Here is an 18326-nt window from a genome sequence, read left to right as displayed (position 1 = left end):
TCTGCGAGCCGTACATCCTCCCCGGCCGGTGCGGGGCCGCCGGCGTCCGCCCCGTGGGCGGGTGCGGCCGGACGGGAGGCGTACCCGTGCGCCTGCGGGCGGTGTGCGGCCGGTCGGGCCCGGGGCCTGCGGCGGCCCGGTACCGGCCCGGAGAACGGCCGGAGGCCCGGCCCGGAGAACGGCCGGAGGCCCGGCCGGGAGCCGGGCCTCCGGGAGGAGCCGGGTGGGGCCTGGGGCCCGAGGGTCAGAAGGGGCGGAACTCGTCGTACTCGCGGTCCGCGTCGTCGCGCTCCGCATCCCGGTCCCGGCGGCGCTGCGCGGCGGGACGGGGCGCCTCCAGGCGGTGGTCCTCACCACGCCGGCCGAGCATCTCGGCACCGGCGGCCATGGTCGGCTCCCAGTCGAAGACGACCGCGTCGTCCTCGGAGCCGATGGCCACCCCGTCGCCCGCCCGTGCACCGGCCTTGACCAGCGCTTCCTCCACGCCGAGCCGGTTGAGGCGGTCGGCGAGGTAGCCCACGGCCTCGTCGTTGTTGAAGTCGGTCTGCCGCACCCAGCGCTCCGGCTTCTCGCCGCGCACCCGGTACAGGCCCTCCTCCTCGGCGGTCACCGTGAAGCCGGCGTCGTCCACCGCCTTGGGGCGGATGACGATCCGGGTCGCCTCCTCCTTCGGCCGGGCGGCGCGCGCCTCGGCGACGATGCCCGCCAGCGCGAACGACAGCTCCTTCAGACCGGTGCGGGACACCGCGGACACCTCGAAGATCTGGTAGCCGCGCTGCTCCAGCTCGGGCCGGATGATGTCGGCGAGGTCCTGGCCGTCCGGGATGTCGACCTTGTTGAGGACGACCAGCCGCGGCCGGCCCTCCAGCCCGCCGTACGCGGCGAGTTCCGCCTCGATCACGTCCAGGTCCGAGACCGGGTCCCGCTCGGACTCCAGGGTCGCGGTGTCCAGCACGTGCACCAGCACCGAGCAGCGCTCGACATGGCGCAGGAACTCCAGGCCCAGCCCCTTGCCCTGGCTGGCGCCGGGGATCAGGCCGGGCACGTCCGCGATGGTGTACACCGTGGACCCGGCGGTCACCACACCCAGGTTGGGCACCAGCGTGGTGAAGGGATAGTCGGCGATCTTCGGCTTGGCGGCCGAGAGCACCGAGATCAGCGAGGACTTGCCGGCGCTCGGGTAGCCCACCAGGGCCACGTCCGCGACGGTCTTCAGCTCCAGGACCACGTCCCCGGCCTGGCCCGGCTCGCCGAGCAGCGCGAAACCGGGGGCCTTGCGGCGCGCGGAGGCCAGCGCGGCGTTCCCCAGACCGCCCCGGCCGCCCTGGGCGGCGATGTAGGTGGTGCCCTCGCCGACGAGGTCGGCGAGCACGTTCCCGCGCTTGTCGAGGACGACGGTGCCGTCCGGGACCGGCAGGACCAGGTCGCTGCCGTCCTTGCCGGAGCGGTTGCCGCCCTCGCCCGGCTTGCCGTTGGTGGCCTTGCGGTGCGGGCTGTGGTGGTAGTCGAGGAGCGTGGTGACGGACTGGTCCACGGTGAGGATCACATCCCCGCCACGGCCGCCGTTCCCGCCGTCCGGGCCGCCGAGCGGCTTGAACTTCTCGCGGTGCACGGAGGCGCAGCCGTGGCCTCCGTTACCCGCGGCGACGTGCAGCTCGACGCGGTCCACGAAGGTGGTCATTGCTGGTGCCTCCAGGGTGGTTCGCTCTCCGCGCCGCCTACGGGCGGAGGACAGCGGTTGTCTTCGAAGGGTCCGACCGGTCTGGTCCGGTCCGGTGCGCACCCGGTGTCTTCAGTGTCAACGCAGCGAGGGCGGACCCGCTTCCCGCACGGGGAAGTGAGGTCCGCCCTCGGAGTCGTTCTACGGGCTGATTACTCAGCGACCGGAACGATGTTCACGACCTTGCGGCCACGGCGGGTGCCGAACTGCACCGCACCGGCGGCCAGCGCGAACAGCGTGTCGTCGCCGCCACGGCCGACACCCGAGCCCGGGTGGAAGTGAGTGCCACGCTGGCGGACCAGGATCTCACCGGCGTTGACGACCTGACCGCCGAAGCGCTTGACGCCGAGCCGCTGAGCGTTGGAGTCGCGACCGTTCCGAGTGGACGATGCGCCCTTCTTGTGTGCCATCTCTCCTCAGTCCCTTACTTCGCAGCCGCGTCGATCTTGGTGATCTTCAGCGCGGTGTGCAGCTGACGGTGACCGATCCGCTTGCGGTAGCCGGTCTTGTTCTTGTACTTCAGGATGTCGATCTTGGCGCCCTTGTGGTGGTCCACGACCTCGGCGTGCACCTTCACTCCGGCCAGGACCCACGGGTCGCTGGTGACCGCGTCGCCGTCCACGATGAGCAGGGTCGAGAGCTCGACGCTGTCGCCGACCTTGCTGGTGGAAATACGGTCAACCTCAATGACGTCGCCAACGGACACCTTCTGCTGGCGGCCGCCGGTGCGCACGATCGCGTACACGCGGAACTCTCTCTCGCTCGGAACGGAACCTCTGATGCCAGCCGCTCACAGGGACCCCAGGAACCGGGATCCGATACATCCGTGAGGACGAGCGGCCTCTCCCGGAGAACGGGAGGGATGTGCTCAGGGGTGTGGCGTACAGACGCCGACGGTCAAGATTACGGTCCCCCGGCCCAGGGGGTCAAACCGGGGCCCCGGCGGGTCAGACCGGCCCCGGGGCGCGCCCGGCCGCCGGCCCCCGCGGACCGCGGCCGGGCGGCGCCGCGGACACGCGTCCGCCCCGGTCCCGCACGCGGGTGCGTGCGGGACCGGGGCGGACGGGCACCGGCCGTTACGACTCGTCGGCCGCGCCGGACACCGACGACAGGGCCTTCTCCTCGGCCGCGGCGGCCTTCCCGGCCGCCGTCTTCTTGGCCGCGGTCTTGGCCGTCGTCTTCTTGGCGGCGGTCTTCTTCGCCGTCGTCTTCTTGGCCGCCGTCTTCTTCGCCGCGGTCGTCTTCGCCGCGGTCGTCTTCGCGGCGGTCTTCTTGGCGGTGGCCTTCTTCGCCGGCGCCTTCTTGGCGGCCTTGCGGGCCGTCTTCTTCGCCGGCGCCGCGGCCTCGGGCTCCGCTTCGGCACCCGACTCGACCGCTGCCTCCGCCGGGGCGGCACCGCTCTCGGCGGCGGCCTCCGCCCCGGTGACGCCCGCCGGCGCCACGGGCGCCTCGGACGGCGCCGCGGGAGCGGTGACGACCACCACGGCGGCCTCCTCGGCCCCCGCCGGGGAGCCCGCCGGAGCGGACACCTTACGGGTCACCCGGCGGCGGGCCCGCGGTGCGGGCGCGGCCTCCGGTTCGGCGGCCGCCACCGGCTCGGCGACGGTCACCGGCTCGGCCGGCTCCGGCTCCGGGGCGGGCGCCGCCGCGGCCGGCTCCGGGGCCTGGGGCTCCTCGGCGGCCACCACGACCACCGGCTCCGGGGCGGTGTCCTTCGGCGGACCCGCCGGAGCGGACGCCTTGCGGGTGGCCCGGCGCCGGGTGCGGGTCGCACCGCCCGCGCCCTTGAGGCCCCGGCCCCGGGACGCGGCGGCCTCGGCCTCCGCGGCGCTGCTGTACAGCTCCTCGTCCGGCGCGAAGGGGGCACCGGCCTGCTCGGCCGCGACCACCGGCTCCGGCTCCGCGACCTCGGCGGCCACCTCGGCGGCCGTCTCCGCCGCGACCTCCGCCGCGGTCTCCGCGGCGATCTCGGTCACCGCCTCGACGGTCTGCTCGGCCTCCGCCTGCTGCCCGGCCTTCTTCTTCTTGCGCTTGCCGCCGCCTCCGCCGCCGAGCGCCGAGGGCTGGTCCATGTGCACGATCACACCGCGGCCGTTGCAGTGCACGCACTGCTCGGAGAACGACTCCAGCAGCCCCTGGCCCACCCGCTTGCGGGTCATCTGGACCAGGCCCAGCGAAGTGACCTCCGCCACCTGGTGCTTGGTCCGGTCCCGGCCCAGGCACTCCAGCAGACGCCGCAGCACCAGGTCCCGGTTGGACTCCAGCACCATGTCGATGAAGTCGATCACGATGATGCCGCCGAGGTCGCGCAGCCGCAGCTGGCGCACGATCTCCTCGGCCGCCTCCAGGTTGTTCCTGGTGACCGTCTCCTCCAGGTTGCCGCCCTGGCCGGTGAACTTGCCGGTGTTGACGTCGACCACGACCATCGCCTCGGTCCGGTCGATGACCAGCGAGCCGCCGCTGGGCAGCCAGACCTTGCGGTCCAGCGCCTTCATCAGCTGCTCGTCGATGCGGTAGGTGGCGAAGACGTCGACGTCCGAGGTCCACCGCTGCAGCCGGTCCGCGAGGTCCGGCGCGACGTGCGAGACATAGCCGTGGATCGTCTCCCATGCCTCGTCACCGCTGACGATGACCTTGGAGAAGTCCTCGTTGAAGATGTCGCGGACGACCCGGACGGTCATGTCCGGCTCGCCGTAGAGCAGCGCCGGCGCGTTGCCGCTCTTCGCCTTCTTCTTGATCTCCTCCCACTGCGCCTGGAGGCGGCTGACGTCGCGGGCCAGCTCGTCCTCGCTGGCGCCCTCCGCCGCGGTACGGACGATCACGCCCGCGTCCTCGGGGACGATCTTCTTGAGGATCTGCTTCAGCCGGGCGCGCTCGGTGTCCGGGAGCTTGCGGCTGATACCGGTCATCGAGCCCTCGGGCACGTACACCAGGTAGCGGCCGGGGAGGGACACCTGGCTGGTCAGCCGGGCACCCTTGTGACCGATCGGGTCCTTGGTGACCTGGACCAGCACCGACTGGCCGGACTTCAGCGCGGTCTCGATCCGCCGCGGCCCGTTGGCCAGGCCGAGCGCCTCGAAGTTCACCTCGCCCGCGTACAGCACGGCGTTCCGGCCCTTGCCGATGTCGACGAAGGCGGCCTCCATCGACGGCAGGACGTTCTGCACCTTGCCCAGGTAGACGTTCCCGACGTAGCTGGTCGCCTGCTCCTTGTTGACGAAGTGCTCGACGAGGACGTTGTCCTCCAGCACGCCGATCTGGGTGCGCTCGCCGCTCTGCCGGACCACCATGACCCGCTCGACGGCCTCGCGGCGCGCCAGGAACTCGGCCTCGGTGATGATCGGCACCCGGCGGCGGCCCTGCTCGCGACCCTCCCGACGGCGCTGCTTCTTGGCCTCCAGACGGGTCGAGCCCTTGATGGACTGCACCTCGTCCGACGGCTCCTCGCGCTTGCGCGGCTCCCGGACCTTGACGACCGTACGCTCCGGGTCGTCGCCTCCCGCCTCGCCTTCGAGGGTGTCCCCGCTGCGGCGGCGACGGCGGCGACGGCGACGGCTGCTGGTGGAGCCGCCCGACGACTCCTCCTCGGCCTGCTCCTCGGCTTCCGCCTCGGTGTCCTCCGGCTCGACCTCGGCCGGCTCGGCGCCCTCCTCGGCCTCCCGGCCGGAGGGTGCCTCGGACTCCTCGCCGGCGTCCGCGTCGGCGGCCTCACCCCGGCGACGGCGGCGGCCACCACGGCGACGGCGGCGCGACGGACGGTCGCCCGACTCCTCGTCACCGGCCTCCGCCTCGGCCTCGGCCTCGGCGGACTCCTCGTCCTCGGCACCGGCCTGCTCGTCGGCCTCCGGGGCCTCCTCGACCGGCGTCCGGTCCTCGATCAGCTCGGCGCGACGGCGGCGACGGCGGCGGCCGGACGGACGGAGCTGCTCCGCGTCCTCCTCTTCCGTCTCCTCCTCGGCCAGCCGCTCGGCCTCGGCGGCGGCAGCGGCGGCCGCCGTCTCCGGCGTCTGGAACATCGGCTCGGCGAACACCGGGGCCTGGAACACGGCGGTCGGCGGACGCACCCCACGGCGCCGCGTCCGCGCGGGCGCCTCCGGCTCGGTGTCCGCACCGGCGTCGGCCGCGGCACGCCCGGCAGCGGCGGCCGGCGCTTCCTCGGCGGTCTGCGGGGCGGCCTCGGCCGCGGTGGTCTTGCGGGTGGCGCGCCGACGGGCGCGGCGCGGCGCCTCCTCCTGCGCGGGCGCCTCGGCGGCGGCCGGGGTCTCGGTTCCGGCGGGCTCCTCGGCGGCCGGGGCCTCGGCCTCGGCGGCCTCGACAGCCTCGGCGACCGGAGCGGTGGCCTTGCGGGTGGCCCGGCGGCGCGTCCGCGCGGGCTTCGCCTCGGGCTCGGCGGCCTCCACGGCCTCGGCCGCCGGAGTCTCGGCGGCCGGAGTCTCCGCGGCAGCGGCCCCGGAGGGCTCCTCCGCCACCGGCTCGGCCGGAGCCGGGGCACCCGCCGGAGCGGTCGCCTTACGGGTCGCCCGACGACGGGCACGAGCGGGCTTGGCCTCGGCCTCCGCGACCTCGGTGGCCGGGGTCTCGGCAGCCGGGGTCTCGGCGGCGGGCTCGGCAGCCGGGGTCTCGGCGGCGGGCTCGGCGGCCGGAGTCTCGGTGGCGGCCGGGGCGCCCGACGGAGCGGTCGCCTTGCGGGTCGCCCGACGCCGGGCACGAGCGGGCTTGGCCTCCGGCTCCGCGGCCTCGGCGGCCGGAGTCTCGGCGGCAGCGGTCCCGGCGGGCTCCTCCGCCACCGGCGCGGACTCCGCCACCGGCTCGGCCGGAGCCGGGGCACCCGCCGGAGCGGTCGCCTTACGGGTCGCCCGGCGGCGCGTCCGCGCGGGCTTGGTCTCGGCCTCCGCGGCCTCGCTGTCCATCGCGAGCGACCCAGCCTCGGCGCCGGGCTCGTCGGCGGACTGCGCCGCCGGTATGGCCGGGCCGGCCGCGGCGGTCACCTCGGCGGCGTCCTCCGCCGTGCCGGCCGGTGGCCCGGCCGGGCGGGACGCCACCCGGCGCCGGCGGCGCGGCGGCAGGGTGTCGCTGGGGCTGTTGTTCTCGGACCCGGCGGTGGCGGCGGCGCTACGCGCGTTCCGCTGCCCCGCTCCGTTCAGGTCCTGCGGCTCTGTGGGCTCAATTGGTTCGAGCATGCGGGCGGTTCTCCCGTCACGCTCCCGGGCGCCGCGTCCGGTTCCGGCCAGGGACCGCGCGATGAGCGCGGTGCCACTGCCCGGGGCGCGGTCGCCACACGGGAGCTGTCGTCTCGCTCGCCGGGACCGACTGTGCGGTACCGGCGAAAGTCTCCTGGTCATTGCGCCTGCCGGACCCGGGTGGCTCCCTGGTGCTTCGGCGGCGCGTCGACGGCGGTCCTTACGCGGGACCTTCCGGCGCCTTCGCTGCCGGTCCCCCCTGCGAAGGGAGGGGGAGGTCAGCCTGGGCGGCCATGGGTGGGGCGGCCTCGGCTGCCTCGCGATCGGGCGCGAGCGGGTCGGTCACCGTGCCGGTCTCCTCATCGAGCAGCCCCTGCGCCAGCCTGGTCACCGCAGCGGGGACCGGCGGCGCCAGGTCGGCCGTAGCGCGGAGGCCGGACAGGACGTCGTCGGGTCGAACGGCAGGTGTCACATGCCGAACCACCAGCCGCAGTATCGCACAGGCACCGTCGCCGGGCCTATCGGCCGCCGGTTCGAGGGCTTCGAGCCGGACGACCGCACCGCGGGTGTCGAAGGTCCGCAACCCGTTTTTCGTGCGGCGCTCGACCTCCACGGTCCCGGCCGCCAGGAAGGCCGCGACGGCCTTCTCCGCCTGCGCCGGTTCCACCCCGTCGAGCCGGAGTTCCCAGACGGACGCCTGCAACCGGTCGGCCAGACCCGGCGTGCGGGCCTCCACCGCCTCGGTGATGTCCAGCCCGTCGGGCAGGGACGCGTCGAGCAGCGACCGGAGGGTGTCCGGGTCCCTCGCCTCGGTGAGCTGGATCTCCAGGAACTCGGCCTCGCTGCCGGTGCCGGTGGGTGCGGCATTGGCGTACGACACCTTCGGGTGCGGGGTGAACCCCGCCGAGTACGCCATGGGCACCTCGGCGCGGCGCAGCGCCCGCTCGAAGGCGCGCTGGAAGTCGCGGTGGCTGGTGAACCGGAGGCGGCCGCGCTTGGTGTAGCGCAGTCGGATGCGCTGCACCGCGGGTGCGGGCGGCGGGCCTTCGGGCTGTCGCTTGCCCAGTGTCGTTCAGTCCTTCGTGAGTGCCGTCGTACTGCTACCTAGAGTACGTGCCCCGGCGGGGCGGGGTTCCCGTCAGTCCCCGGAGCCGGAGCCCCGCGGGGCCCGCGGATCCGACTGCCGCGGCGCCGGGTACGGCGCCGGATGCTGCTGCGGGGCCTGCTGGTACGGGTTGACGTATCCGGCCTGCGGCTGCTGCGCCGGCTGCTGGTACGGGCCGGGGTACGGGGTCTGGCCCGGGCCGGGCTGCGGGTACGGTCCGGGCTGCGGGGCCGGTGGCTGCCCCGGTCCCGGCTGGTGTCCCCCGGCGGCCGGCGGGTACGGGCCGGCGGCGGGCGGCTGCTGGTAGGGGGCCGGGTGGCCGGGCCCCGGGTACGGGTACCGCGGGTGTCCGCCGTGCGGATACGCCGCCCCGTGCGGTACCGGCACCGGTGCCGGCTGTCCCGGGTCCGGCTGTCCGGGGGTCCGCTGCGCCGGGACCGGACCGCCGCCCGGGGGCGCGCTCGGGGCGCCGAAGAGTGCCCGGCGCACGCCGCGCAGCGCCTGCCGCACCGCGCGGGCGACCGGGCGCCACAGGTGGTCGCGGAACGCGACCAGCGGTGGCCTCAGCACGTGCCGCCACAGCCATGCCACCGGGATCACGAAGACCCAGCGGAACAGGGTGCTCACGCACATCCAGACGAAGCGGCTGATCCGGCCGGCCACCGTCCAGGCCCAGACCAGCACCGACCAGATCGCGCCGAGGACCGGGCCCAGCACGTAGCGCCACAGCGCGGTCAGCGGAACCACGATCGTGTACCGCACCACGAAGGTGACGACGGCCCAGATCCCGCGCGCCACCCACAGCACGGCGTGGCCCACCGGCGTGAGCACATACCGGTAGAAGGCGACGGCGGGCACCACGACCAGGTAGTGGCACAGCCACCGCAGACCGTGCCCGACCGGGGTGAGCAGCACCTGGTAGATCCAGCGCAGCGGCACCCACACCAGGTAGCGGAACAGCCAGGCCAGGGCGGTGCCGAGGGCGCGCAGCGGGACCACGACGAAGATCGTGAAGAGCCAGCGCAGCGCGTGGCCCAGCGGTGTCAGCACCCACCGGTACAGGCCCCGGCAGCAGTAGACCAGGGCGTCCCAGAGCAGCCGCAGCGGGACGACGACGATCAGCGCGATCAACTGGACCGGCAGCCGGATGGCCTTGGTCAGACAGCCTTCCGGTGCCTGCGGTGGTCCCGGCTGTCTCGTCGAGGATGTCGTGTACCCGTCCATCCGGGCAGAGTATCGCCCGCCCGGAACGGGCACGGCCCCGGCGGCCCCGTGTCCGGGCCGCCGGGGCCGCGGCGGGTTTCACCCACGGCTTGCGGGCGTCACTTCACCGTGAGCGGCAGCAGCTTCTTCCCGGTCGGGCCGATCTGGATGGACGTCTGCATCTGCGGGCAGACGCCGCAGTCGAAGCACGGGGTCCAGCGGCAGTCCTCGACCTCGGTCTCGTCGAGCGCGTCCTGCCAGTCCTCCCACAGCCAGTCCTTGTCCAGGCCGGAGTCCAGGTGGTCCCAGGGCAGGACCTCCTCGTAGCTCCGCTCCCGGGTGGTGTACCAGTCGACGTCCAGCCCGAACTCGGGCAGCGTCTTCCCGGCGCACGCCATCCAGCGGTCGTAGCTGAAGTGCTCGCGCCAGCCGTCGAAGCGCCCGCCGTCCTCGTAGACGGCCCGGATGACCGCGCCGACGCGCCGGTCGCCCCGGGAGAGCAGGCCCTCCACGATGCCGGGCTTGCCGTCGTGGTAGCGGAAGCCGATGGAGCGGCCGTACTTCTTGTCGCCGCGGATCTTGTCGCGCAGCTTCTCCAGCCGGGCGTCGGTCTCCTCGGCGGACAGCTGCGGCGCCCACTGGAACGGGGTGTGCGGCTTCGGCACGAACCCGCCGATCGACACCGTGCAGCGGATGTCGTTGGACCGCGACACCTCGCGGCCCTTGGCGATCACCTTGGTCGCCATGTCGGCGATCTGCAGCACGTCGTCGTCGGTCTCGGTCGGCAGGCCGCACATGAAGTACAGCTTCACCTGGCGCCAGCCGTTGCCGTAGGCGGTGGCGACGGTCCGGATGAGGTCCTCCTCCGAGACCATCTTGTTGATGACCTTGCGGATGCGCTCGGAGCCGCCCTCGGGGGCGAAGGTGAGACCGGACCGGCGGCCGTTGCGGGTCAGCTCGTTCGCCAGGTCGATGTTGAAGGCGTCGACCCGGGTGGACGGGAGGGACAGCCCGATCTTGTCCTCCTGGTACCGGTCGGCGAGGCCCTTGGCGATGTCGCCGATCTCGCTGTGGTCCGCGGAGGACAGCGAGAGCAGGCCCACCTCCTCGAAGCCGGTCGCCTTGAGCCCCTTGTCGACCATCTCGCCGATTCCGGTGATGCTCCGCTCCCGGACCGGGCGGGTGATCATGCCCGCCTGGCAGAACCGGCAGCCGCGCGTGCAACCGCGGAAGATCTCCACCGACATCCGCTCGTGGACCGTCTCGGCGAGCGGGACCAGCGGCTGCTTGGGGTACGGCCACTCGTCGAGGTCCATCACGGTGTGCTTGGACACCCGCCACGGGACCCCGGACCGGTTCGGCACCACCCGGCCGATGCGGCCGTCGGGCAGGTACTCGACGTCGTAGAAGCCGGGGACGTAGACGGAGCCGGTCCGGGCCAGCCGGAACAGCACCTCCTCGCGGCCACCGGGGCGGCCCTCGGCCTTCCAGGCCCGGATGATCTCGGTGATCTCCAGCACCGCCTGCTCACCGTCGCCGATGACCGCGCAGTCGATGAAGTCGGCGATCGGCTCCGGGTTGAACGCGGCGTGGCCGCCGGCCAGCACGATCGGGTCGTCCAGACCCCGGTCCGCGGCTTCCAGCGGGATGCCGGCCAGGTCCAGGGCGGTGAGCATGTTGGTGTAACCCAGCTCGGTGGAGAAGCTCAGCCCGAAGACGTCGAACGCCTTCACCGGCCGGTGGCTGTCCACGGTGAACTGCGGCACACCGTGCTCGCGCATCAGCTCCTCGAGGTCCGGCCAGACGCTGTAGGTGCGCTCCGCCAGCACGCCCTCGCGCTCGTTGAGGACCTCGTAAAGGATCATGACGCCCTGGTTGGGCAGCCCGACCTCGTACGCGTCCGGGTACATGAGTGCCCAGCGGACGTCGCAACCGTCCCACTCTTTGACGGTGGAGTTCAGCTCTCCACCCACGTACTGGATGGGCTTCTGCACATGCGGCAGCAGCGCCTCGAGCTGGGGGAAGACGGACTCGACAGGCATCACAGTGACCTTCGTGTGCTGGCAGGAGTGACCCTCAAGCGTAACCCGCTCCGAGCGGCCCCCGGCACGACGATCACAGCGGCCACCGCGGGCGGCGGCACGCCGGAAGCCGGGCGGTGCCCTCGGGGGCCGGTGCCCGGCCGGGCGCCGGGGAGGCGCCGCCGCCGCGGTCAGCCCTCCGGCGCCGCCCGGTGCTCCTTCCCGGAGACCTCCCGCCACAGCCCCGGCAGCGCGCGCTCGACCGCCGCCGCGGCCGCCTCCTCCCGCCCGTACAGCAGCCCGAAGGTGAAGGTGCTCTCGCCCGCCGCGTGGGCCTGGACGGCGAGGTCGCGCAGCGTCGCCCGGGCCAGCACGCTGTCCTGGTGCTCACCGAGCAGCCGCTGCACCTCGGTGATCCGCTCGGCCAGCCCGGCCGCGGCGTCGCCCAGCCCCGGCCGGGCCGCCTCGGCGGCGTAGCGCACCCGCTTGGCGCTCTTGCGCGCCTCGTGCAGCGCCCGGTCCCGGTCGTCCCCCGGCGGAGCCTCCCAGGCGGCCGCCAGCCGGGCCGTGAGCCGTGCGAAGTCCTTGCGCACCGCCTTGCGGAGGACCTTCCGCGCCGGGCGGGCGGCGGCCGGGCGCAGCACCGGGGCGCCGTCGGCGGTGGCCGGCGGGTCGGCGGTGAGGGCGTCCAGCGCGGTCAGCAGCGCCAGGTACCGGGCGCCGTCCAGCACCGCGAGCAGGCGCGCCCGCGAGCCGCTGCGCTCGGCCTGGGACCAGATGCGCAGCCGGGCCCGCACCGGCCCGAGCCGCAGGGTGTCCGGCACCCGTTCCAGCGCGGCGACCAGCCGGGCGGCCCGCACCTCCCGGTCGCGGTCCACCCCCAGCTCGGCGGCGAGCCATTTCAGTTCGTCCGCGACCGGGCCGGTCCCGGCCGGGTCGAGCACCGCGCGATAGGAGCGGAAGGTGGCGCGCAGCCGGCGGGTGGCGACGCGCATCCGGTGCACGGCGTCCGGGGTGTCGAGCCGGACCGCCGGGTCCAGGGCGACGATGGCGGCGATCTGGCGTCGCACGTAGTCCAGCACCACCTCGCCGGCGCTGCCGGGTTCGGCGCGGGCCGCCGCTCCCGGCGCGGCCGCCGTCTGCGCGGCCGGGTCCGGGTCGGTCTCGGCGAGGGCTCGGGCGAGTTTGGAGCCGGTGGCGGCCGGGCGCAGGCCCGCCGCGACGAGCCGGCTCTCGATGCGGTCCAGGAGCCCGGCGTCGCCGCCCCGGGCGAGCTCCACCTCCACCTCGGTCCAGTGGAAGCCCGGGCCGGGGTCGCCCGCCATCCGCTCGGCGGCCACCCGGTCGACGGCGAGCTCGGCGAGCCGCCGCCCGTCCGTGCCGAGGAGGTGGCACACCGTCCGTACGGTGGTGAGCCGGATCAGCGGCCGCAGTTCGGCGTCCCGGGTGCGGGACCTGACCAGGGCGAGGAGTTCACCGGGCACGGTGTCGGCGAGCGGCGCCCGGATCTCGTCCCGGATCAGGCTGCCGCCGCCGCCCGGCGCGCGTACCGGCAGTTTCAGGTGCCACCCCTGGTCGTCGCCCCCGGTGCGGCGGCGCAGGGTGACGCCGTGCGCGGCCAGGCGCCGGTCCGCGGTGTCGTGGTAGACGGCGTCCAGGACGACGTCGCCCCGCTCCTCCAGGGCGGCCACGCCGGGGGTCCCGGTGACCGCGCGCAGCGCGGCCGGGGCGGGCGAACCGCTGCCCGCGACCGCCTCGTACTTCCGTTCCACCTCTCGCACGGTGCGCGCCATAGGGAGAACTTACGCGCGCATCGCGTCCCCGGCGATACCCCCGGCACGGCCGGCCCGCGACCGCGGCGGGCCCTTGCAGCGGAACGGCCCGGCACCGGGCCGGGCCGTTCCGGGCGCTTGGCCTCAGGCCGCTATCGGTCGCTGCACCTTGATCGACTGCAGCAGCCCCACCGCTATCCACACGGCGAACATCGACGATCCGCCGTAGGAGACGAAGGGCAGCGGCAGACCGGCCACCGGCATGATGCCGAGCGTCATCCCGATGTTCTCGAACGCCTGGAACGCGAACCAGGCGATGATGCCGGCGGCCACCACCGTGCCGTACAGCTCGGTGGTCTCCCGCGCGATGCGGCAGGCGCGCCACATCACCACACCGATCAGCACGATGATCAGACCGGCACCGAGGAAGCCCAGCTCCTCGCCGGCGACCGTGAAGACGAAGTCGGTCTGCTGTTCGGGGACGAACTGACCGGTGGTCTGCGTGCCCTCGAACAGCCCCTTGCCGGTGAGCCCTCCGGAACCGATGGCGATGCGTGCCTGGTTGGTGTTGTAGCCGACGCCCGCCGGGTCCAGGGCCGGGTTGGCGAACGCCGCGAACCGGTCGATCTGGTACTGGTCCAGGACACCGAGCTGCCAGACCAGCACCGCGCCGAGCACGGCGGTGCCGATCAGCCCGGCGACCCATCGGTTGGAGGCGCCGGAGGACAGCAGCACCGCGAGGACGATCACCGCCATCACCATCACGGAGCCCAGGTCGGGCATGAGCAGGACGACCGCTATGGGCACCGCGGCCAGTCCCAGCGCCTGGAGCACCGTGCGGTGGTCGGGGTCCGGGCGGTCGCCGGCGTCCACCCGGGCGGCGAGCAGCATCGCCATGCCCAGGATGATGGTGATCTTGGCGAACTCGGAGGGCTGCAGCGAGAAGCCGCCGCCGATGACGATCCAGGCGTGCGCGCCGTTGATGGTGGAGCCCAGCGGGGTGAGCACCGCCAGCACCAGGACCACCGAGAGCGCGTACAGGATCGGCACCGCCCCGCGCAGCGTGCGGTGGCCGAGCCAGATGGTTGCCACCGCGAGCGTCAGCCCGATGCCGGTGTTCAGCGCGTGCCGCAGCAGGAAGTAGTACGGGTCGCCCTGGTTCAGCTCGGTGCGGTTGCGGGTGGCGGAGTAGACCAGCACCGCTCCGATCGCCGACAGCGCGAGCGCGGCGAGCAGCAGTATCCAGTCCAGCCGGCGCACGACCGAGTCGCGTGCCATCAGCTTGCGCCAGGTGCCCGGCTCGGGGGCGTAGCGCCGGATGGGGTAGCCGGAGGGGGACGCGGTCATTGCGGCTTCCCTCCGCCCAGTCCGACCGCCTTGTAGGTCTTGCCGAACGGCTTCGCCTCGATGGTGCCGTCGGCCTCGATCCTGGGCAGCTTGGGCTGCGGTACGGGCAGCAGCCCCTTCTTGCGGTTGATCTTGCCCTTCGTGTCGACTCCGTAGAGCGCGTTGTAGATGTTGCGTACGGCCGGGCCGGAGGCACCGGAGCCGGTACCACCCTGGGAGATCGTCATGACGATCGTGTAGTCCTTGGTGTACGTCGCGAACCAGGAGGTGGTCTGCTTGCCGTAGACCTCGGCGGTACCCGTCTTGGCGTGCATCGGGATCTTGTCCTGCGGCCAGCCGACGAACCGCCAGGCGGCGGTGCCCCGGGTGGCCACCCCCGCGAGGGCGTCGTTTATCTTCCGCCGGGTCGTGGCGTCCATCGGCAGCTTGCCGTGCGCCTTGGGCTTGATCTCCTGGACCTTCTTGCCGTCGGCGCTGACGATGGCCTTGCCGACGGAGGGGTCGTAGAGGGTGCCGCCGTTGCTGATGGCGGCGTAGATGGTCGCCATCTGGATCGGGGTGACGAGCGTGTCGCCCTGGCCGATGGAGTAGTTGACGGAGTCACCGGCGCGCATCTTCATGCCTTCGAGGCAGTTCTCGTAGGCGATCCGCTGGGCGTAGTCACCGTCCTTCTTGCCGTCCTTGCACCAGACCTTCTGGTTGGCCTTCCAGTAGTCCTTCTTCCACTGCCGGTCCGGGACCCGGCCGGCGACCTCGTTGGGCAGGTCGATGCCGGTCTCCTTGCCCAGGCCGAACTGGTGGGCGGTCTTGTAGAACCAGTCGTCGGGCTTCTTCTTGGGGTCGATCCCGCCGTCCTTCTGCCACTCCTTGTGCGACAGGGCGTAGTAGACGGTGTCGCAGGAGACCTCCAGCGCCTTGCCCAGGCTGATGCTGCCGTGGCCGGCCGACTCGAAGTTCTTGAAGACCTGGCCGCCGATGCTGTACGAGCTGGGGCACGGGTAGGGCCCCTCGAACGAGTAGCCGGCGTTGACCGCCGCGGTGGTCGGGATCACCTTGAAGATGGAGCCGGGGGCGGCCTGGCCCTGGATGGCCCGGTTGAGCAGCGGGAAGTTGGAGTCCTTGCCGGTCAGGCGCTTGTAGTCCTTGCCGGAGATGCCGCCCACCCAGGCGTTGGGGTCGTAGGTCGGGTTGGAGGCCATGGCGACCACCCGGCCGGTCCTGGACTCCATCACCACCACCGCGCCCGCGTCGGCCTTGTAGTTCATGCCGGTGTTCCGGTCGTGGACCTTGCGGGCGTCCTTCATCGCCAGCGCCAGTTCCTTCTCGGCGACCGCCTGCACCCGGGCGTCGATGCTGGTGACGATGTTCGATCCGGGTTCGGCGCGGTCGCTCTCCGCCTTGCCGATGACCCGGCCGAGGTTGTCGACCTCGTAGCGGGTGACGCCGGCCTTGCCGCGCAACTGCGCGTCGTAGGCGCGTTCCAGGCCGGAACGGCCGATCTGGTCCGAGCGCAGCAGCGGCGACTCGCTGTCCTCCGCCTTCTTGATCTCGTCGTCGGTGACCGGCGAGAGGTAGCCGAGGACCTGGGCGGCGTTGGACTCGCCGGGGGCGGCGTAGCGGCGCACCGGGGTCGGCTCGGCACTGACGCCGGGGAAGTCCTCGGCCCGCTCCCGGATCTGCAGGGCCTGCTGGGTGGTGGCCTCGTCGGTGATCGGGATCGGCTGGTAGGGCGAGCCGTTCCAGCAGGGCTGCGGGGTCTCCGAGTCGCACAGCCGGACCTTGTCCATGACCTCCTTGGGGGTCATGTCGAGGACCTCGGCGAGCCGGGTCAGCACGGCCTCGCCGTCGTCCTTCATCTTCATCAGGTCGGTACGGCTCGCCGAGACCACCAGCCGGGTCTCGTTGTCGGCCAGCGGGATGCCGCGCGCGTCGAGTATCGAGCCGCGGGTGGCGGGCTGGATGACCTGCTGTACGTGGTTGCTGGCCGCCTCGTCGGCGTACTCGTCACCGTTGCGGATCTGGAGGTACCACAGGCGGCCGCCGAGGGTGAGCAGGAGGGAGAACACCAGGATCTGGATGGCGACGAGGCGGATGGTGATGCGTGTCGTCCGTCCGGTCTCCGGAATATTGCTCATCGCGCGCGGCACCTCGTGCGAACGGTGGTGAGGGGTGACGGGAACGTGCTCGGGTGGGCCGGGGAGGGCGGCGGCACCGGGTTCACAGTCGCTTGACCCCCTTGATGCGCCCGGCCTTGTTCGCCCGGTTCTTGGCGAGCAGGCTGCCGCCGCCCTGGTTGCCGACCCGCGCGGCCTTGCCCAGCCGGCCGCCGCGGGCGCTGCGCCTGGCCGAGGTGAGCCAGCGGTAGGCGTTGTCGCCGCCGCCGGAGCCGCCGCCGGTGCTGTCCACCCGCGGGTCGTGGTCGGTGCGCCGCGCCACCGCCATGATCAGCGGCACCGTGAAGGGCGCCAGCAGCAGGTCGTACAGCGCGGCGGTGAACAGCAGCTTGGCCAGGCCCGCGTGGCCGCCGGCGTCGTCGCCGACGAGCGAGCCGACACCCGCGTACAGCAGGGTGGACCCGACCGCGCCGGCCACCACGACCAGCATCGGGCCGGTGGCGGAGCGCAGCTGGCCGGTCTCCGGCTTGGCGAGGCCGGCCAGGTAGCCGATGACGCAGAGCACCAGGGCGTAGCGGCCGGCGGCGTGGTCGGCGGGCGGGGCGAAGTCGGCGAGCAGTCCGGCACCGAAGCCGATCAGCGCGCCGGAGGTGTGGCCGTAGACCAGGGCGAGCCCCAGGACGACCAGCAGCAGCAGGTCGGGGACGGCGCCGGGCAGGTTCAGCCGGGCGAGCACACAGACCTGGGTGACGAGGGCGACGACCACGAGGAGGGTCGACAGCAGGATCCGGTTGAGGCGCAGCATCGGTCAGCTCCTGGTGGCGGCGTCACGACCCGGCGGGGTGGCCGTGACGGTGACCTTCGGCTTCGGCGCGGGCTTGGGCTTGGGGGCGGCCGGGCGGGGCGGCAGCACGGAGTCGCGGGGGTTCGCGCGCGGCGGCTCGGTGACGACACCGACGATGTCGAGCTTGGTGAAGCCGACGTAGGGGCGGACCTGGACGGTGCGGGTCAGCCCGCCGTCCAGGGTGTCGACCCGGACGATCTCGCCGACCGGCACCCCGGGCACGAACGGCCGGTCGCCGCGGGAGCCGAAGGTGACCAGCCGGTCGCCCTTCTTCACCTTGGCCTTGCCGTTGAGCAGTTGGACCCGCAGCGGCCGGTCGCCCTGGCCGTTCGCGAAGCCGATCTCGCCGGTCTTCTCCATCCGGGTGCCGACGGTGAAGTCGGGGTCGGTGGCGAGCAGCACGGTGGCGGTGGAGCGGCCGACGGTGGTGACCCGGCCGACCAGCCCGTCGCCGTTGATCACGGTCATGTCGCGGCGGATGCCGTCCCTGCTGCCCGCGTCGATGGTGACGGTCCAGGAGAAGCCCTGGGTACTGCCGATGGCGATGACCTCGGCGCCGGTGATGCCGTACTGTCCGCGGCCGGCGGTGGCGAGCATCTTGTCGAACTCGGTGGCGCGGGCGCGGTTGCGGTCGTCGCTGCCGAGCCGCTGCTTGAGTTCGGCGTTCTCTCGTTCGAGGTCGCTGATGCGGTCGTGGCGCTCGTCGGAGTCCCGCACCGCGGCGATGGCGTTGCCGACCGGGTCGACGACTCCGGCGACGCTCTCCTCCACCGGGCCGAAGACGGAGGCCGCGGTCTCCCGGGCACCGTCGAGGGGCGAGTCCTCGCCGCCTCTGATATCGACCGTGATCAGTGCGAACGCGATGGCGACCAGCAGCACCAGGAGCAGGCGGCTCTCTCGTGTGTCCCTCACGTGCGGCGACGTGCCTTCCTCGTAGGAGTCGGACCTTTTGCCTGTATACCAGCGTGCCGCCGTACGGACTTCACCGGCGTCCGTACGGCGGGACGCGACGGTGACCGG

12 protein-coding genes are annotated in these 18326 nt (G+C 73.2%); all 12 read right to left on the bottom strand.

Annotated features, from left to right (window positions below):
* Positions 1 to 244: 244 nt before the first annotated feature.
* Positions 245 to 1681 (bottom strand): GTPase ObgE, encoded by a 1437-nt coding sequence (gene obgE, locus ACH4B3_RS19095; protein ID WP_398464030.1) that lies wholly within the window; start codon positions 1679 to 1681, stop codon positions 245 to 247.
* Between the two features lie 191 nt (positions 1682 to 1872).
* The gene (gene rpmA, locus ACH4B3_RS19090) at positions 1873 to 2130 is read right to left on the bottom strand and encodes a 50S ribosomal protein L27 (RefSeq protein WP_398464029.1); all 258 of its coding nucleotides are present in this window, start codon (positions 2128 to 2130) and stop codon (positions 1873 to 1875) included.
* Positions 2131 to 2144: 14 nt separating this feature from the next.
* Positions 2145 to 2465 carry a 50S ribosomal protein L21 gene (rplU, locus tag ACH4B3_RS19085; RefSeq protein ID WP_197988465.1) on the bottom strand — a complete coding sequence of 107 codons (321 nt, stop codon included), beginning with the start codon at positions 2463 to 2465 and terminating at the stop codon, positions 2145 to 2147.
* Between the two features lie 331 nt (positions 2466 to 2796).
* Positions 2797 to 6900, bottom strand: a complete 4104-nt coding sequence (locus ACH4B3_RS19080; protein WP_398464028.1) for a ribonuclease E/G — start codon at positions 6898 to 6900, stop codon at positions 2797 to 2799.
* A gap of 220 nt (positions 6901 to 7120) precedes the next feature.
* Positions 7121 to 7924 carry a TIGR03936 family radical SAM-associated protein gene (locus tag ACH4B3_RS19075; protein ID WP_398464027.1) on the bottom strand — a complete coding sequence of 268 codons (804 nt, stop codon included), beginning with the start codon at positions 7922 to 7924 and terminating at the stop codon, positions 7121 to 7123.
* Positions 7925 to 8038: 114 nt separating this feature from the next.
* Positions 8039 to 9229, bottom strand: coding sequence for a hypothetical protein (locus ACH4B3_RS19070; protein WP_398464026.1), 1191 nt, complete (start codon positions 9227 to 9229; stop codon positions 8039 to 8041).
* Between the two features lie 98 nt (positions 9230 to 9327).
* Positions 9328 to 11250 (bottom strand): TIGR03960 family B12-binding radical SAM protein, encoded by a 1923-nt coding sequence (locus ACH4B3_RS19065; RefSeq protein ID WP_398464025.1) that lies wholly within the window; start codon positions 11248 to 11250, stop codon positions 9328 to 9330.
* 170 nt (positions 11251 to 11420) lie between these two features.
* Positions 11421 to 13022 (bottom strand): CHAD domain-containing protein, encoded by a 1602-nt coding sequence (locus tag ACH4B3_RS19060; protein ID WP_398464024.1) that lies wholly within the window; start codon positions 13020 to 13022, stop codon positions 11421 to 11423.
* A gap of 123 nt (positions 13023 to 13145) precedes the next feature.
* Complete coding sequence (gene rodA, locus ACH4B3_RS19055) at positions 13146 to 14348, bottom strand: rod shape-determining protein RodA (RefSeq protein WP_398464023.1); 1203 nt, start codon at positions 14346 to 14348, stop codon at positions 13146 to 13148.
* Entirely contained in the window at positions 14345 to 16483 is a 2139-nt protein-coding gene (mrdA, locus tag ACH4B3_RS19050) for a penicillin-binding protein 2 (protein WP_398464022.1), read from the bottom strand. The genes rodA and mrdA overlap by 4 nt, the downstream gene beginning before the upstream one ends.
* Positions 16484 to 16565: 82 nt before the next feature.
* Positions 16566 to 17264 carry a rod shape-determining protein MreD gene (gene mreD / locus ACH4B3_RS19045; protein ID WP_398464184.1) on the bottom strand — a complete coding sequence of 233 codons (699 nt, stop codon included), beginning with the start codon at positions 17262 to 17264 and terminating at the stop codon, positions 16566 to 16568.
* Between the two features lie 6 nt (positions 17265 to 17270).
* Positions 17271 to 18218, bottom strand: a complete 948-nt coding sequence (mreC, locus tag ACH4B3_RS19040; protein WP_398464021.1) for a rod shape-determining protein MreC — start codon at positions 18216 to 18218, stop codon at positions 17271 to 17273.
* Between the last annotated feature and the right edge of the window lie 108 nt (positions 18219 to 18326).

The sequence above is a fragment of the Streptomyces sp. NPDC018031 genome (assembly GCF_044327625.1).
In the GTDB taxonomy this organism is placed as follows: domain Bacteria; phylum Actinomycetota; class Actinomycetes; order Streptomycetales; family Streptomycetaceae; genus Streptomyces.
Note: the sequence above shows the minus strand (reverse complement) of the source record. Positions and strands in the feature narration are given on the sequence as shown.

Bases quoted from the DNA above. Each gene is read 5' to 3' on its own strand.
- obgE (WP_398464030.1), bottom strand. From the start codon at position 1,681: ATGACCACCTTCGTGGACCGCGTCGAGCTGCACGTCGCCGCGGGTAAC.
- rpmA (WP_398464029.1), bottom strand. From the start codon at position 2,130: ATGGCACACAAGAAGGGCGCATCGTCCACTCGGAACGGTCGCGACTCC.
- ACH4B3_RS19080 (WP_398464028.1), bottom strand. From the start codon at position 6,900: ATGCTCGAACCAATTGAGCCCACAGAGCCGCAGGACCTGAACGGAGCG.
- ACH4B3_RS19070 (WP_398464026.1), bottom strand. From the start codon at position 9,229: ATGGACGGGTACACGACATCCTCGACGAGACAGCCGGGACCACCGCAG.
- ACH4B3_RS19065 (WP_398464025.1), bottom strand. From the start codon at position 11,250: ATGCCTGTCGAGTCCGTCTTCCCCCAGCTCGAGGCGCTGCTGCCGCAT.
- ACH4B3_RS19060 (WP_398464024.1), bottom strand. From the start codon at position 13,022: ATGGCGCGCACCGTGCGAGAGGTGGAACGGAAGTACGAGGCGGTCGCG.
- rodA (WP_398464023.1), bottom strand. From the start codon at position 14,348: ATGACCGCGTCCCCCTCCGGCTACCCCATCCGGCGCTACGCCCCCGAG.
- mrdA (WP_398464022.1), bottom strand. From the start codon at position 16,483: ATGAGCAATATTCCGGAGACCGGACGGACGACACGCATCACCATCCGC.